This window comes from Streptomyces sp. SudanB25_2051 (genome assembly GCF_964272635.1).
In the GTDB taxonomy this organism is placed as follows: domain Bacteria; phylum Actinomycetota; class Actinomycetes; order Streptomycetales; family Streptomycetaceae; genus Streptomyces.
Map to the genome: position 1 here is coordinate 6,026,487 of NZ_OZ186787.1, position 14,584 is coordinate 6,041,070.

At 74.5% G+C, this 14,584-nt stretch carries 15 protein-coding genes; 7 read left to right on the forward strand and 8 right to left on the reverse strand.

The window, feature by feature from the left end; all coding sequences use genetic code 11:
- Positions 1-6 precede the first annotated feature (6 nt).
- The 3 genes from ACSUPT_RS26510 to ACSUPT_RS26520 all read right to left on the reverse strand — a co-directional run bounded on the left by ACSUPT_RS26510 (position 7) and on the right by ACSUPT_RS26520 (position 3,144).
- Positions 7-732, reverse strand: a complete 726-nt coding sequence (locus ACSUPT_RS26510) for a hypothetical protein (RefSeq protein WP_436945814.1) — start codon at positions 730-732, stop codon at positions 7-9.
- A gap of 6 nt (positions 733-738) precedes the next feature.
- Positions 739-1,398 carry a Pr6Pr family membrane protein gene (locus ACSUPT_RS26515; protein ID WP_361664912.1) on the reverse strand — a complete coding sequence of 220 codons (660 nt, stop codon included), beginning with the start codon at positions 1,396-1,398 and terminating at the stop codon, positions 739-741.
- 1,323 nt (positions 1,399-2,721) lie between these two features.
- Entirely contained in the window at positions 2,722-3,144 is a 423-nt protein-coding gene (locus ACSUPT_RS26520) for a DUF350 domain-containing protein (RefSeq protein ID WP_351968464.1), read from the reverse strand.
- Positions 3,145-3,377: 233 nt separating this feature from the next.
- Between ACSUPT_RS26520 and ACSUPT_RS26525 the strand changes: the two genes are divergently transcribed.
- The 3 genes from ACSUPT_RS26525 to ACSUPT_RS26535 all read left to right on the forward strand — a co-directional run bounded on the left by ACSUPT_RS26525 (position 3,378) and on the right by ACSUPT_RS26535 (position 6,436).
- The gene (locus ACSUPT_RS26525; RefSeq protein WP_436945815.1) at positions 3,378-3,551 is read left to right on the forward strand and encodes a hypothetical protein; all 174 of its coding nucleotides are present in this window, start codon (positions 3,378-3,380) and stop codon (positions 3,549-3,551) included.
- A gap of 242 nt (positions 3,552-3,793) precedes the next feature.
- Complete coding sequence (locus tag ACSUPT_RS26530) at positions 3,794-4,462, forward strand: NADPH-dependent FMN reductase (RefSeq protein WP_361664907.1); 669 nt, start codon at positions 3,794-3,796, stop codon at positions 4,460-4,462.
- A 171-nt stretch (positions 4,463-4,633) separates the two neighbouring features.
- Positions 4,634-6,436, forward strand: coding sequence for a thiamine pyrophosphate-requiring protein (locus ACSUPT_RS26535; RefSeq protein ID WP_361663741.1), 1,803 nt, complete (start codon positions 4,634-4,636; stop codon positions 6,434-6,436).
- A gap of 45 nt (positions 6,437-6,481) precedes the next feature.
- Here ACSUPT_RS26535 and ACSUPT_RS26540 read toward each other — a convergent pair whose 3' ends face one another.
- Positions 6,482-7,654, reverse strand: coding sequence for an FUSC family protein (locus tag ACSUPT_RS26540; RefSeq protein ID WP_351966284.1), 1,173 nt, complete (start codon positions 7,652-7,654; stop codon positions 6,482-6,484).
- A 140-nt stretch (positions 7,655-7,794) separates the two neighbouring features.
- Between ACSUPT_RS26540 and ACSUPT_RS26545 the strand changes: the two genes are divergently transcribed.
- Positions 7,795-8,343 carry a DUF488 domain-containing protein gene (locus tag ACSUPT_RS26545; protein ID WP_361663738.1) on the forward strand — a complete coding sequence of 183 codons (549 nt, stop codon included), beginning with the start codon at positions 7,795-7,797 and terminating at the stop codon, positions 8,341-8,343.
- On the opposite strand, the gene ACSUPT_RS26550 is transcribed toward ACSUPT_RS26545, so the two are convergent.
- The 4 genes from ACSUPT_RS26550 to ACSUPT_RS26565 form a co-directional block, all read right to left on the reverse strand.
- On the reverse strand, positions 8,344-9,399 hold the full coding sequence (locus ACSUPT_RS26550) for a glucose 1-dehydrogenase (RefSeq protein WP_436945816.1): 1,056 nt from the start codon (positions 9,397-9,399) through the stop codon (positions 8,344-8,346).
- 187 nt (positions 9,400-9,586) lie between these two features.
- Entirely contained in the window at positions 9,587-9,883 is a 297-nt protein-coding gene (locus tag ACSUPT_RS26555) for a hypothetical protein (protein ID WP_436945817.1), read from the reverse strand.
- Positions 9,880-10,296 carry a DUF1622 domain-containing protein gene (locus tag ACSUPT_RS26560; protein ID WP_361663735.1) on the reverse strand — a complete coding sequence of 139 codons (417 nt, stop codon included), beginning with the start codon at positions 10,294-10,296 and terminating at the stop codon, positions 9,880-9,882. Before ACSUPT_RS26560 ends, ACSUPT_RS26555 begins: the two co-directional genes overlap by 4 nt.
- Before the next feature lie 282 nt (positions 10,297-10,578).
- A complete protein-coding gene (locus ACSUPT_RS26565; protein WP_404145343.1) occupies positions 10,579-11,091 on the reverse strand; it encodes a gluconokinase in 513 nt (170 codons plus the stop codon).
- Between the two features lie 149 nt (positions 11,092-11,240).
- Here ACSUPT_RS26565 and ACSUPT_RS26570 point away from each other — a divergent pair, with 149 nt between their 5' ends.
- From ACSUPT_RS26570 to ACSUPT_RS26580, 3 genes are all read left to right on the forward strand, one after another.
- Positions 11,241-12,089: a rhomboid family intramembrane serine protease gene (locus ACSUPT_RS26570; RefSeq protein WP_436945818.1), complete on the forward strand. Its 849-nt coding sequence runs from the start codon at positions 11,241-11,243 to the stop codon at positions 12,087-12,089.
- Positions 12,090-12,270: 181 nt separating this feature from the next.
- Positions 12,271-13,497, forward strand: coding sequence for a YncE family protein (locus ACSUPT_RS26575; RefSeq protein WP_436945819.1), 1,227 nt, complete (start codon positions 12,271-12,273; stop codon positions 13,495-13,497).
- 76 nt (positions 13,498-13,573) lie between these two features.
- Positions 13,574-14,572: a winged helix-turn-helix domain-containing protein gene (locus tag ACSUPT_RS26580; RefSeq protein ID WP_361663726.1), complete on the forward strand. Its 999-nt coding sequence runs from the start codon at positions 13,574-13,576 to the stop codon at positions 14,570-14,572.
- Positions 14,573-14,584 lie beyond the last annotated feature (12 nt).

Sequence of the window (14,584 nt, forward strand, 5' to 3'; positions counted from 1 at the left end):
TGGCCGTCATTCCCCGGTGCCGTCCTGCAGCCATACGCGGAGCTTCCCCAGGCGCGTGCATCCGTGTTCCAGGGCGGCGGCCAGCGCATCCCCGCGTTCGTACCCGACCACGTCGACTCCCGGGGCCTCCCGGGCGAGGCAGGAAAGCGCGCCCGCCCATGTCGCGGACGTTTCCCCGGCCGGGCCGAAGACGTTCGACAGGCCCACCACACCACCGCTGGCATTCGCGACCGCTCCGGCAGTCAGCCGCCCCTCGGAGAATCCTCCGAGGAACAGGACCGGGGTGGCGAGGAGGCTTTCCGGGAACATCGTCGCCGCATCCTCCGGACCCGGCCAGGTGCGCTCCCACACGGCGAGTTCGGCGGGGGTGGTGAGGCGCCGCCACGCCTGCGTCGGCGGAGCCTCGGGGGCGGGGGCCCGCCCCGGCCGGTGAATCCACTCCGCTTCGAAGAGGACGCTGAATCCGTCGTCCGAGAGGTCGAGGTCGGCGAAGCTGTCCTTCACCGCGAAGCCGCCCCCGCGGCCGCCGGAATCGGCGCGCAGAAAAGCCGTGGCGGCGCTCTTGGAGACGGCGGGCTCGACCGTCACCAGATGCGGATAATAGGGAACCGTATGGCGCGGGGCAGCCCAGAAACCCCCGGTGAAAACCCCGGGCACCCCGTGCGTCCGGCACATCTCCTCACACCATGCGGCGTTGTTCGCCGCCGCCTCGCGGATGAGTTTCTCGGACATGGGCACTCATCCCTCCGCCGCGGTCTTGTGGGACGCGGCACGGCGCAGGTTTCCGATCCAGGAGACGGCGACGGCGAGGACGGCGACGGCCGCGGCCATGCCCGCGATGTTCTGTATCACCGGCGTGAACCCGTCGGGCCCCCGCGGATCGAGGAACATGTACGGGTACCAGTCCACGACCTGCCCACGCACGAGGATCCAGGCGGCGTAGAGCGTGGGAAAGGCCAGCCACCACAGCGACTGCCGAACCGTGATGCGCTCGGCCGGCGGGTCGGTCAGCCAGTCCAGCAGCAGCGCCACAGGCATGATCTGGTGCAGCACGGCATTGCTCCACGGGTTCACGTTCTCCATGCCCTCACCGCCGCCCATCAGGGTCGCGAACACGATCCCGGTGACGATGAGGTAGACGACGGCGGCCCCCCGGTACCGGTCTCGGCGGGAGCTGGGCGCCGCGGCGGCGCACCAGAGCAGGACCGTGGCGCCGAACAGATTGCTGAGCATCGTGAAGTAGCTCAGGGCGTCGACCGGATTCACCCCGGAGAGCAGGATCTGGTGACCGACGTCCCAGCCGACGGCGGCGAACGCCGCCACGGCCAGCAGCGCCCGGCAACCGGACAGCCAGGGACCGGCCGACCGGGGCGGCGTCCCAGTCAGGGGGCGCGTCATCGGCCCGTGGACGGGGCTGCGCCGTCCAGGCGGAATGCGAGCGGGTGGGTCATCGTGGTTACTCCAGGACGGACGGGAAAAGGGCCGCACGAGCGACGGGGCGGGCAGTCGGGCAGTCGATCAGCCGATGACCGCTGCCGGAAATCGCGAGCGGCCCGAAGAGCGGGCTACGGGCAGGGCACCGGAGGGAACGAATCACCTTCGAGGCGGACACCCACGCTCGGCGCAGCCATCTGAAGCACCTTCGAAGTGCGCGCCGAAATCGCTGCCGCCGGAATGTCCGACTGGGCGTGGATGCGCCGGTTCCGCCTGAAGACGTCGGTGGATACCGGCGACGGGGAACCAGCGGGGGCTTATCTCCTCAATGTCTCATTGAGGGCCGCGAGCAATGAAAGGGCATCCCCCTTGGTCCATCCCGAATGAAGATCACGCCTGGCCGTCGTGATCACCATTCCCCACCGTGCCAGATGCGTCAAGCCCCTTGTGGCGGCGGCTGCTTGCCCCGAACTCGGCAAACCGTTCCAAAGGCTTCCCGAGGGGTCCCAAGGCGGCTCGATGGGCCGGTCTCCTCCCGGAAAGGGCGTGAACTGCCGGCGTACGCGGGGTCGGGCGGAGTCGTGAGGCGCTGGGTTTCGCGCTGCGGTTCGCCCGATGTGGCCGGCAAACCGCCGGGCCATTTCGTTTCCGGCCGGGTCGCGGATGTCCGGGCGCCGCTGTCCCGCGCGCGGGGCGTGGAATGCGACGGGAATGCCGCTCGGTCGAGTCGACTGGCCGAACGGCATGTACGGGGGGGGGTACGTGGGGGCGACCGAGGGCCGGGCTTCGCCTGCCGGGCCGAGGGGCGCTTTCGCCTGCCATGCTGAAGGGCGGTGCGGTGACTCCCGCCGGTCGGGGAGCGGGCCGCGCCGGAGGGGTGGACGCGGCGCCGGTCCGCGTGGGAGGTCAAGGCGCCGCGCCGCCGGATCGTCCTGGCCTGCGCCATAAGGTAGGCCCGCCATCACCCCGGCACCTCACCTCCACCGGCCCGTTCCGGCTGAACCCGGTCGAACGGTGGTGCGCCGAGCCGAGCGACACGCAGTACGAACAGTGGGGGTTGCCGGGCCGTCTCCGGGCCGCCTTACCGGGGTGCCGGTGCCGGTGTGCCGGGGCGGCGAGGCCCGCCGGGCCGGGTCGGGCCCGCCCCGAGCGGTGGACGCCGGACAGGGTCGGGCCCGGGCAAGCGGTGGCCGCCCGACCCGCTCGGGCCCCGCTCCAAGCGGTGGCCGCCCGGCCCGCTCGAGCCCCGCTCCAAGCGGTGGGCGCCGGATCGGCGGTGGGGGCCGCTCAGGCGATGGACGCCGAGACGATCGCGGACACCGCCAGGTTGCAGGAGGCCGTCACCCACACCGCGGGGTGCGGCTCGGGCTGGACCAGCAGTGCCCCCAGCCGGCCAGGCGTGATCAGGTCCACCACGACGAACGCCACCGCCATCATCACCAGGCCCAGCAGGCCGAACACGGCGGTCGACACGAGGCCCTTGCCGAAGTCGTCGTACGTCGACCAGATCGAGGTGAAGACGATGCCGCCGATGCCGAGCAGCGCCGAGCTCAGCAGCAGGGCACCGTTGCGGTTGCGGTCCTCCCAGATCAGCCGCCGCAGATTGCCGGGGGTCAGCACGTCCATCAGGACTATCCCGAGGATCAGCAGGACCAGGCCGAGCCCGCCGTAGGCGGAGGCCCGCCCGAGTCCGTTGACAATGTCGATCATGGTGAGCCGGCTCCCCGTTGCAGAAGGTGATCGTGAGTGATCGCGGTCAAGGCGACGAAAATGTAGCGCACCCCCGACGGGCGTCCGCCCGCGTGGGCGGGGGAACGGCCGTGACCCGTATGGCTCCGCCACCTGTGCGCGTCACGGCGGCTCCCGCGCACAGTGGTACGGGCGGACACCCTGCCCCGTCGCCTCCGCGACCCCCACCGCCCGACGCAGGGAGGAACGACCCGATGGCGCTCGACGTGACGGCGGAGCGGGCCCTGCCGCCGCCCCGCCTCCGCGTGGCCGGCCACGCGACGGACCGGCGCGGCGACGCCGGGTGGACGAAGGTGGTCCGCGAGGCCCGGGTGACCCGCGAGCCCCGGGTCACCCGCGAGGCCGGCACGGGCGGCTTCGGGCCCTGACGCCCGCTCACCTTCACCCGCGCCGGCCGCGGCGACCCGCCCCGCCGCCCGACCGTCGCCGTCCGCCCCACCGCCGCCGTCCGCCCGCCCCGCCGCCCGACCGCCGTCGTCCGCCCGACCGCCGCCGTCCGCCCCGCCCCGCGTCCGACCGCCCCGCCGCCGACCGCCGTCGCTGTCCGCCCCGCCCCGCGACCGCCGCGCGCCGGCGTCCGGGAGCCGATGTCCCAGGAAGGCCCAGCCCCATGAGCAGCAGTACGACCGACCGCCGCCCGCTGTCGATCCTCGTCATGACCGGCTCCCGGAGGGCCGAGTCGTTCAACACCAGACTGGCCCGGCTCGCCGTGGACGCCGTCGACGCCAACGGCGCGTCGGCCTCGTTCGCCACCGTCAAGGAATTCGAGGTGCCCGACTACGACGCCGACGCCGAGCGGGCCGACGGCATCCCGCCCGGCGCCCAGCGGTTCAGGGAGCGGCTGACCGCCGTGGACGCTCTGATCATCGCCTCGCCCGAGTACAACGCCTCCGTGCCGGGCGTCCTGAAGAACCTCATCGACTGGACGTCCCGCTTCCGCCCGCAGCCCTTCAACGAACTGCAGGCGCTCCTGCTGTCCGCGTCGCCCTCGATGGTCGGCGGCAACCGCGGCCTGTGGGCGCTGCGCGTCCCGCTGGAGCACCTCGGCGCCCGCGTCTACCCCGACATGTTCTCCCTCGCCGCCGCCCACACCCAGCTCGGGGCGGACGGCCGCATCACCGACGAGACCCTCCGCGACCGCTTCGAGGCCAACATCGTCAACTTCATCAACCTCGTCGAGGCCGCCACGCACTACCCGTGCGTCAAGAAGGCATGGGTCGAGTACCTCGGCGAACGCCCCGACCCGGCGGTCGACCGCATCGAGGCGGAAACCCGCTAGCCCCGCGCCACCCCGGCGGAAAACCGCCGCCCCGCCTCCCCGTGGCCGGGCCGGACGTTTGTGGCCGTCCGCCATGGTGACCCGGACGGCACGACCGACCGCGCCGCCGGCCGGGGCGCGCCCCGGCCGGCGGCGACCACGAGGGGTCCGGCAGGACCAGAGGGAGACGCCATGACTTCGGTGGCCGACTACGTGCTGGAACGGGTGCGCGGATGGGGCGTCGAGCGCGTCTACGGGTACCCCGGCGACGGGATCAACGGCCTGCTCGGCGCGTTCGGCCGGGCCCAGGACGGGCCGGAGTTCATCCAGGCGCGGCACGAGGAGGCCGCCGCGTTCATGGCGTGCGGCCACGCCAAGTTCACCTGCGAGGTCGGCTGCTGCGTCGCCACGTCGGGGCCCGGCGCGATCCACCTGCTCAACGGCCTGTACGACGCCAAGCTCGACCACCAGCCCGTCGTGGCGATCGTCGGCCAGCAGCGCAGGCTGAGCCTCGGCTCCGCCTACCAGCAGGAGATCGCCCTCGAACAGCTCTTCGCCGACGTGTCCGAGTTCTGCCAGATGATCACCCATCCGGGGCAGGCGCGGCACGTCGTGGACCGGGCGTTCAAGACGGCGCTCACCACCCGCTCCGTCGCCACGGTCATCATCCCGGAGGACGTCCAGGAGGAGGACGCGCTGCCCTCGCCGCCCAAGCAGCACGGCTCCGTCTACTCCAGCATCGGCTGGAGCCGCCCCCGCGTCCTGCCCGACGAGGCCGAACTGCGCAAGGCGGCCGACGTCCTCAACGAGGGCGCCAGGGTCGCCATGATCATCGGTCAGGGCGCCGCCCACGCCGGGTCCGAGGTGGTGGAGGTGGCCGAACTCCTCGGCGCGGGCGTCGCCAAGGCGCTCCTCGGCCGCGAGGTGCTCCCCGACGACCTGCCGTTCGTCACGGGCCCGATCGGCCTGCTCGGCAGCAAGGCCAGCGACGACATGATCCGCGGCTGCGACACGCTCCTCATGGTCGGCACGTCGTTCCCGTACGCCGAGTGGCTCCCCGACGAGGGGCAGGCGCGCGGCGTCGAGATCGACATCGACGGGCGCATGATCGGCATGCGCTACCCGATGGACGCCCATCTCGTCGGCGACGCGCGCGAGACGCTCAGGGCGCTGATCCCGCTGCTGCACCGCAAGAAGGACCGCGCCTGGCGCAAGAAGATCGAGAAGGACGTCACCGAGTGGTACGGGGTCCTGGACCGGCGCGCCCACCAGAGCTTCGGCGGCAAGGTCAACCCGCAGAGCGTCGCCGCCGAACTGTCGCCGCGCCTGCCCGACCGGTGCATCCTCACCGCCGACTCCGGTTCGGCCACCAACTGGTGGGCCCGGCACCTGAAGCTCCGCAAGGGGATGCACGCCTCGCTGTCCGGCACGCTCGCCACGATGGGGCCGGCCACCCCGTACGCCATCGCCGCCCGGTTCGCCTACCCGGACCGGCCGGTGATCGCCTTCATCGGGGACGGCGCGTTCCAGATGAACGGCATGAACGAGATGATCACCGTGAAGCGGTACTGGGACCGGCTCGCGGGCGGCCCGCCGCTGATCTTCTGCGTCTTCAACAACCAGGACCTCAACCAGGTCACCTGGGAGCAGCGCGCCCTCGCCGGAGACCCCAAGTTCCCCGGCTCGCAGGACATCCCGGACGTGCCGTACGCGCGGTACGCCGAACTCCTCGGGCTCAAGGGCGTCTACTGCGACCACCCGAAGAAGGTCGGCGCGGCCTGGGACCAGGCGCTGCGCAGCGACCGGCCGGTGGTCCTGGAGTTCAAGGTCGACGCCGACATCGCGCCGATCCCGCCGCACATCATGGGCGAGCAGGGACTGAAGGCGGCCAAGGCCGCCGTACGCGACCCCGACGGCGCCGGGATCGTCACGCGCGGCGTCCGCCAGAAGCTCACCGAACTGGCGGGCCACCTGACCGGCCGCGGCACGTCCTGACCACGCCCGCGCCCCCGCGCCGCCCCGGGAGCCGGGCGGCCCGCGTCATGACCGCTCCCCGTCGTGCGGCGGCTCCTCCAGCAGCCGCTGCACGGCCCGGTGGGCGTCGACCAGGAGGGAGCCGTACAGCCCCATCCACTCCGGGTCGGCGGTGCCCCGGTCCGCCAGCAGCCGCCGCAGATCCTCGTGCGCGGCGTCGGTCCGCGCGACCGCCCGCCGCAGCCGTTCCCGCGCCTCCCGCGAGTCGTCCGTGACGACCCGCCCGAACGCCTCCACGGCGACGGCCACCCGCTCCAGCAGCCGCGCGTACCGCCCGGCCACGTCCGGCTCGGGGCGCGGCTTGGCGGTGCCGTCGTCGGCGGCCTCCACCAGCGTGTGCGTCAGGTCGCGCGTGTAGCGGGCGAGCTCCTCCAGCACGTACACCGTGTGCGCGTACGGCCCGCTCCGCCGCAGCAGCGCGGCGCGGCGGGGCGCGGCCGGGTTGAGCCGGGCGCTCTCCTCGGTGCGGGCCAGCGCCTCCCGCGCCTCGCCGACCAGCTCCGTCACGCGTCGCGCCCGCCGGTCCCACGCGAGGGCGTCCCCCTGGTCCCAGGTACCGGCCAGGCCGCGCGCGATACCGGTCAGGCACTCCGCCGCCGCGTCGGCCGCGCCGCGCAGCGCGTTGTGGCTGTCGCGCAGGTACACCGGGGGCCTGATCAGCATGTTCACCGCCACGCCGACCACCGCGCCCAGCACCGACTCCAGCAGCCGCGCCACGGCCTGGTCGACGCTCGGGTCGCCCGTGGTGAGCGTGAACAGGGCCGCCGTGGCGCCGTAGACGCCCTGGTCGCCCAGCTTGCGCCAGTTGCCGATCAGCAGCGTGACGGGCAGCACCAGCACCATGGCGAGCGTCGGGTCGCCCACCGCCATGCCCGCGGCCGTCGCGAGGGTCGTCCCGAGGGCGATGGCCGCGAGCTGCTCCAGGCTCTGCGCCAGCGACTGGTAGACCGTCGACCGGACCAGCGCGACCGCCACCCAGGGGGCGATGAACGGCATCGGCGCCTGCAGCACGTGGCCCGCGACGATCCACGCGACCAGCGCGGCGAGCGCGGCCTTGAGCGACTGGGCGGCCAGGTCGCGCTCACGTCCGGGACCCGCGCAGGCGCTCCGTACCGCACCGGCCGTGGAGCGGGCCTCGGCGCGCAGGGCTTCGGGGAGGTGGTGCCAGGGTTTCGCCATCCGGTGCGCGTGCCACGCCGGGCGGGTCCGCACACCTCCCCGTCCCGGCTCCTCGTCGGCCGGGCGGGCGCTCCCCGTACGGCGCCCGGGTGGCGGGCCCAGCGGCTGCGCGCCGCGGTCCGGCCCGCCACGCTGGAGGGATGGAAGCGAGCCTGATCACGTTCGGACACGGCACGGCCCCGCGCGAGCGCATCGTCCAGCTGCTGAGAGGCGCGGGTGTGCGGGCCCTGGTCGATGTGCGCACCGCGCCGGGCAGCCGCCGCGACCCGGACGTGTCGCGGGACCGGCTCGCCGGGTGGCTGCCGGACAGCGGCATCGCCTACCGGTGGGAACCGGACCTCGGCGGGTTCCGCAAACCGCCGCCCGACAGCCCGGACGTCGTCTGGCGCAACGACTCCTTCCGCGGGTACGCCGCCCACACCCGCACACCGGGTTTCGTCGCCGCCATGGACCGGCTGACCGGCGCGGCGCGGGCCGGACGTACGGCCGTGATGTGCGGCGAGGCGGTGTGGTGGCGCTGCCACCGGAGGCTCATCGCCGACTTCGCCGTCCTCGCGCGGGGCGTGCCCACCGCCCATCTGATGCACGACGGCCGGCTGACGCCGCACTCGCCCACCCCCGGCGTGCGGCTGCGCGACGACGGGCTCCTCGTGTACGACGACCTCGCGGCGGCCCCGTCCCGTCGGTGATCAGGCCCCGTCGAGGTCGATGACCACCTTCACGTCGTCGTCGCGCGCCTCGAACGCCTCCCGGAAGCGCTCCAGGGGGATCCGCCGGGTGACCAGGCGTTCCAGCCAGGCCGCGTCGGCCCGGGCCAGCGCGTCGGCGGCCTGCCGGTAGTGGTCGAGGTTGGCGTTGACGGAGCCGACCACCACGTCGTTCTCCAGCACCAGATCGCGGTTGACCATCCCCGCGTCCACCGTGACGTGCCGCCCGGCGGAGGACACCCCGGTCAGGCAGAGCACGCCGTACGGGGTGGTGCCGGACATCGCCGCGAACACCACCTGCGCCGCGCCGGTCGCCTCGATCACCACATCGGGCCGCACCTCGTCCAGCACGTCCCCGACGTCGCCACTGTGGTAGACGGCGCCGAGCGACCGCACGAGCCCGGGCTTCGGCCCCTCGTCCACCCGGTCCAGGACATGCGTCTCCAGCCCCCGCTGCACGCCGATCAGCGCGGCCAGCAGCCCGATCGGGCCCGCCCCGGTGACGAGCGCGCGCCGCGGCTCGAACCACGAGCGTGACCCGACGGCGTCCACCTGTTGCCACGCCTTGGCCACCACGGACGCCGGCTCCAGCAGCGTGCCCACCCGCTCCAGGCGCGGGTCCAGGGGTACGGCGTAGTCGCACTCCACGGTCCAGTACCCGGCGCCGTACCCGTCCAGCTCCTTGATGCCCCGCTCCCTGTAGCGGCCGTTGCGGCACATGTCGAAATGGCCGCGCGCGCACGCCCCGCACGGCTCGGGGTCGGGGCGCCGGACCACCCCGACCACCAGGTCGCCCGGCGAGAAGCCGCTGCCGTCGGGCGCCTGCTCCACGCGGCCCAGCGACTCGTGCCCGGCCACCATCCAGTCCCGCCCGCCGGGCGCGGTGCCGTACTGGCCTTCGGCGATCTCCCGGTCCGTACCGCACACCCCCAGCGCCAGCCCGCGCACCAGCAGCTCACCCGGCGCGGGGGAGGGGCGCGGCAGTTCCCGGACCTCCATCGAGGCGCCGGGCCCCGGTCGGACGGTCAGTGCGCGCATGGGCCATCACTCCGTTCCACATCAGGGGGCGGGAACGCGGGGGGACCCGTCCCGCCGTGTCGGGGTCGCGGGGACGCGTCCCGCCGTGTCGGGCTCACCGGGGCGGGGGACGCGCCCCGTCGTGTCGTGTCGTGTCGTGTCGTGTCGGGTCGGGTCGGGTCGCGGGGCCGCGTACGTCTCGTCCACGCTACGGAGGCCGGGCCGGCCCCGCTTCCCGGCGACCGCCGCGTACCGCCCACGGGCCTGCCCGTGACAGCGCGAGGCCCGAGCCGATCAGCCGACGCAGGGCGATCACGGCGGCGGCCGTCAGGATGCCGTCCCACGCGGGCTCCCCGGCCAGCCGCAGCAGACCGGCGGCGGTCAGGAAGTCGAGCAGTACGGACAGGGCGCGGCGGACGTCGCGGGTGATCCGGTACGCGGCCGCGGCGGCGGCGAGCCCCGCGCCGGTGACCAGCACGGCGGCGGCCTGCAGCCAGGCGTTCACCGCGACGTCTCCCCGGCCGGCCGCTCCGCGCGGCCCGCCTCGTCGCCCCGGGCGATCTCCGCGCGTTCCTGGGCGATCTCGCGGCCGAGGAAGTAGTTGAGCGCGGTCCGGATGGCCGCGATCGCCGCGAGCTGCCCGATCTCGGTGAAGCTGGGCGCGACGGCCGTGCGCAGCACATCCCCCGCGAGCTGGAACTCCAGGCCGAGGACGAGGAAGCGCCCCAGGCTCAGACGGATCCGGTTGAAACCGGCGACCCGGTCGCGGCCCCGCAGGCCCGCCTTGACGAACTGGACGAACGCCCAGACGGCGCCCAGGAAGATGATCAGCGCTCCGGCGGCCTCGACGAGCCGGACCACGACCCCGATGGCGTCGCGCAGCGCCGACTCGGGCAGGAGCTCCACCGACAGGATCATGGAACGCGGGTACCCCGGCGGTCCCGCCCCGATGCCCCCGATGATCCACTCGGCCCAGCCGACCCACTCAGCCCCCTCGGCCCACCCGTCCCAGCCGGCTACCGGCGCATCTATCGCACCCGGCCGGCCCGCCCCACCCGCCGCACGTGACCTGCCCGGCTCACCCGCCCCGTCCGGCGTACCAATCGCACCCCGGCCTGGCCCGCCACACCCGCCGCACCTGAGCCGCCCCGTCCGGCGCGTCGGCCGGACCCGGCCCACCCCTGTGGACCCGCCCCGGCCTCACCCCGCGTCGCGCACGGCGGCGAGGGCCAGATCGGTCGTCTCCTCCGGGGTCCCCTCGACGGAGACGACGGCGCCGCGCTCCTCCGGCGCGAGCGGCTCCAGAGCGGCGTACTGCGAGCGCAGCAGGCTCGCCGGCATGAAGTGGCCGCGCCGAGCCGCGATCCGCGCGGCGATCAGCTCGGCCGGGCCGTGCAGATGGACGAAGAAGACCCGCGGCGAGGCGGCGGTCAGCCGGTCGCGGTACCGCCGTTTCAGCGCAGAGCAGGTGATCACGCCGCCCTGCCCCTGGTGGGCGGCGAGCCAGGCGGCGATCCGCTCCAGCCACGGCGCCCGGTCCTCGTCGGTCAGCGGCGCGCCGGCCTCCATCTTGGCGATGTTGCCGGGCGGGTGGAGGTCGTCCCCCTCCTCGTACGGCACGCCAAGCCGCCCGGACAGGGCGCGGCCGACGGTGGACTTGCCGGAGCCGGAGACCCCGGTGACGACGACCAGTGGAGACGCGTGATCGGGCATGTCCCTCCCGCCTCGGTGTTCCTCCCGTGGGCGGCCGGGTACCCGCGCGGAAGCCCCCGTACGCGAGGCGTCCGCCAGCGGGGGCCGGAATGCGCACAGATCAGAACGCCCATCGGATTCATGCGTATATGACCGGGAAGTGATCTCTTGTGGCCATTCCCGTTCATGATGTGAATCCGGCGCGCCGGGTCCCCTGGGTCACGTACGCGCTGATCGCCGTCAACGTGGTCGTCTTCCTGCGCACACCCGGAATGGCGGGCTCCCTCGCCGGCGACACCGGACTGGCGCAGCTGTGCCGGCTGGAATCGTTCCTCGACCAGTGGGCGGCCGTGCCGCGCGAACTGATCCACGACCGGATGTCACGGCTGGTGCCGACCGGCCAGATCGGCTTCGGGCCGTCCGGGCCGGGCTGCGTGGTGGCCCCGCCCGACTACGACAAGTCGCCCCCGCTGTCCGTCCTGACGGCGATGTTCCTGCACGGCGGCTGGGCACACCTGATCGGGAACATGCTGTTCCTCTTCGTCTTCGGCGACAACGTCGAGGACCGCCTCGGCAAGGTGCGCTACCTGCTCTTCTACGTGCTGTGCGGCTACGCCGCCACGTACGGCTTCGCACTGGCCGACCCGACGTCGCCGACCCCGCTGATCGGCGCGTCCGGCGCGGTCGCCGGGGTGCTCGGCGCGTATCTGGTGCTCTACCCGCGCGCCCGCGTGTGGGTGCTGGTGCCGTTCCTGATCCTGCTGCCGCTGCGCCTGCCGGCCTGGTCGGTGCTCGGCCTGTGGTTCGTCCTCCAGGCTGTCTTCTCGTACGGGGCCGGGGTCTCCGGCGCGGGCAACGTGGCGTACCTGGCCCATGTCGTCGGCTTCGCCGTCGGGATGCTCTGCGCCTGGCCGCTGCGCCGCGGCACGCCACCGCCGCAGGAGCCGCCGCGGCCGCTGTGGGGCCGGCAGGCGCGGCCGGGTCCGACCTGGCCGGGGCGGCCGCGCCGGGGCTGGTGACGGGGACGCCCGGCGCGGCCGTACGGCGGTGTCAGCCGATCGGATGACCACGCCCCGCCGCATCAGGGCGGAGTCTTGGACCACGGCGGTACGCAGGTGCCGCCCCCGGCAGGCCGGCGCGGCGCACCCGTGCCGCCTGCCGGGACCCGACCACGCCACACGACGGAGTCACGGGCCCGGCATGGACACGCACGACCACCCCACCCCCACGCGGTACCGGCAGGCCCGCTCGCCGCGCGGACACCGGCACCGCCGCACCCCCCACACCGCACAAACGCCCGCCGTGCTCGCCCTGGCCGCGGCGGCGCTGCTCACCGGCTGCACCGCCGCACCGCCCGCCGCCCCCACGGCGTCCGCGCCCCCCGCCACCGCCCCGGCGAGCGCGGGCACACCCGGAGCCCCGCACTCCGCGGCCCCCGCCCCGCCGCCGGGCACCCTCCTGGTCACGGACTTCGGCGCGGACACCGTCACCTTCGTCGACCCGTCCGCGCGCGGCGCGGCCGCCGACCTGGGCTCGGTCCGGGTGGGCACCGCCCCCTACGGGATCGCGCTCGGCGCCGACGGCACGGCGTGGGTGGCGACGGCGGAGGGCGTCGCGGCCGTGGACACCCGTACACGCGAGCGCACCGCGCTCATCCCGTACGCGACCGCGACCGGTGCGGTGACGACGGGCGAGTACCGGGGCGGCGGCATGGGCATCGCACTGTCCCCGGACGGCAGCCGGGTGTACGTGGGCGTGAACGTCCCCGGCCGCGAGGGCGCCCTGGAGGTCGTCGACACCGCGCGGCGGAAGGTCGTCCGGACGGTGCCGGTCGGGCGCCGCCCCTTCGACGTGGACGTCTCCCGCGACGGGCGGCAGGTGTACGTCACGAACCACGACTCCTTCGACGTCACGGTCGTCACCACCCGCGACGGGTCGGCGCGGCGCGTCGAAGTGGCCCCGTACGGCACCGAAGGCGGCCTCGGCTCCTGGCTGAAGCCGCACTACGCCGTCGTACGCCCCTCCGACGGCGCCCTGCTCCTGCCGTTCGAGGGGGAGCGGCTGGCCGTCGTGGACCCGGCGACCGGCCGCGTCCGGATCGAGCCCATGACGGCCGACACCCACCAGCACGGCGCGGCGGTCGCGGCCGACGGCACGCTGTACGTCGTCGGCACCGGCCCGATCGACCCGGCCGAGGACGCCGGCCCGTCGCTGACCATCCGCACGCCGGCGGGCCGGGAGCGGCTCGTGCCCCTCGACGGGCCGCACGAGGACGTCGCGCTGTCGGCCGACGGCGCCACGGCGTACGTCTCCGGCGGCTTCACCCGCGACGGGTACTGGAACGGGCTGAGCGTCGTCGACACCGCGACGGGCCGGGTGACCCGCGTCCCCGTCGGTGAACGCCCCCTCGGCATCGCCGTCCTCTGACCCGGCGTGGCCTCCTCGACGCGGCGAGCGCCGGGCGGGCACAGTGGAGGGCGCGGGAACGGACCAGGGGGGAAGCGTGACCGGTGGCATGCTGCGTCTCGACCCGGTGGAGCGGCTTGCGGTGCAGGTGACGCTCCATCCGGGAGGAACCGTGTTCTCCGTGCTGAAGGACCTGTTCAGGGCCCCGCCCGAGCGGGTTCCCGCCCGGTGGCGCAGGGCCCTGCGGATGGCGGTGCCGACCCGCGCCCTCGACGCCGTGCGCCCCGTGCTCGCCCAGCGCGACTGCTTCATGCCGGACGGCCTGGCGCTCATCCCGGATCTGACGGCCTTCGACCTCGCGGAGGTCGGCGCGCGGCTGCGCGCCCTGGACCCGCACCGCACGGCCGCCGAGGTGTCCGCGTACTTCGAGGGCGCCCCGCCGCCGGCCTGGCGGGGCCTGATGGACGACCCGCGCGGCTTCCTCGCGGCGTACGCGCTGGTCGTGGACGCCGTCACCGACGCCGTCGCCCCGAGGTGGCGCAAGGCCGGGCCGCTGCTGTCGCGGGAGACCGAGCGGGTCGGCGCCGCCGTGGTGACGGGCGCCGTCGACGCGCTGCTCGGCACCCTGCCGGCGCCGGTGCGCTACGAGGAGGGCCGGATGCGGCTCACCCACAGCTGCGGGGTGGAGTCGATGGCCGGCCGGCCGCTGGTGCTGATGCCGCTCGTGGCGGGCTTCACCTCGGGCATGTACGGCGTGGACCGCGACGACGCGGTGTGGTTCGCGTACCCGGTGCCGGGCCTGGGCCACCTGGAGTCCGGCGAGCCGGGGGAGGCGGCACCCGCGGAGGCCGACCCGCTGGGGCTGGTGCTCGGCCCGGTGCGGTCGCAGATCCTGCGCCGCCTGCTCCTGCGCCCCACGCTCGGCCGGCTGAGCCGGGAACTGTCGCTGAGCCCCAGCACCCTCACGTACCACTGCGACCAGCTGGCGGCGGCCGGCCTCCTCCACCGCGAGCGCCGGGGCCGCCACGTCGTCGTCACGGCCACACCGCGCGGCACGGCCCTGACCCGCCTCCTCACCGACATCCCCGACCGCTGAACCGAACCCCGC

Coding starts and splice junctions, on each gene's coding strand:
- ACSUPT_RS26525 (WP_436945815.1), top strand. CDS start 3,378: ATGGCGCTCGACGTGACGGCGGAGCGGGCCCTGCCGCCGCCCCGCCTC.
- ACSUPT_RS26515 (WP_361664912.1), bottom strand. CDS start 1,398: ATGACGCGCCCCCTGACTGGGACGCCGCCCCGGTCGGCCGGTCCCTGG.
- ACSUPT_RS26565 (WP_404145343.1), bottom strand. CDS start 11,091: ATGCCCGATCACGCGTCTCCACTGGTCGTCGTCACCGGGGTCTCCGGC.
- ACSUPT_RS26520 (WP_351968464.1), bottom strand. CDS start 3,144: ATGATCGACATTGTCAACGGACTCGGGCGGGCCTCCGCCTACGGCGGG.
- ACSUPT_RS26510 (WP_436945814.1), bottom strand. CDS start 732: ATGTCCGAGAAACTCATCCGCGAGGCGGCGGCGAACAACGCCGCATGG.
- ACSUPT_RS26530 (WP_361664907.1), top strand. CDS start 3,794: ATGAGCAGCAGTACGACCGACCGCCGCCCGCTGTCGATCCTCGTCATG.
- ACSUPT_RS26575 (WP_436945819.1), top strand. CDS start 12,271: ATGGACACGCACGACCACCCCACCCCCACGCGGTACCGGCAGGCCCGC.
- ACSUPT_RS26560 (WP_361663735.1), bottom strand. CDS start 10,296: ATGATCCTGTCGGTGGAGCTCCTGCCCGAGTCGGCGCTGCGCGACGCC.
- ACSUPT_RS26545 (WP_361663738.1), top strand. CDS start 7,795: ATGGAAGCGAGCCTGATCACGTTCGGACACGGCACGGCCCCGCGCGAG.
- ACSUPT_RS26535 (WP_361663741.1), top strand. CDS start 4,634: ATGACTTCGGTGGCCGACTACGTGCTGGAACGGGTGCGCGGATGGGGC.
- ACSUPT_RS26550 (WP_436945816.1), bottom strand. CDS start 9,399: ATGCGCGCACTGACCGTCCGACCGGGGCCCGGCGCCTCGATGGAGGTC.
- ACSUPT_RS26540 (WP_351966284.1), bottom strand. CDS start 7,654: ATGGCGAAACCCTGGCACCACCTCCCCGAAGCCCTGCGCGCCGAGGCC.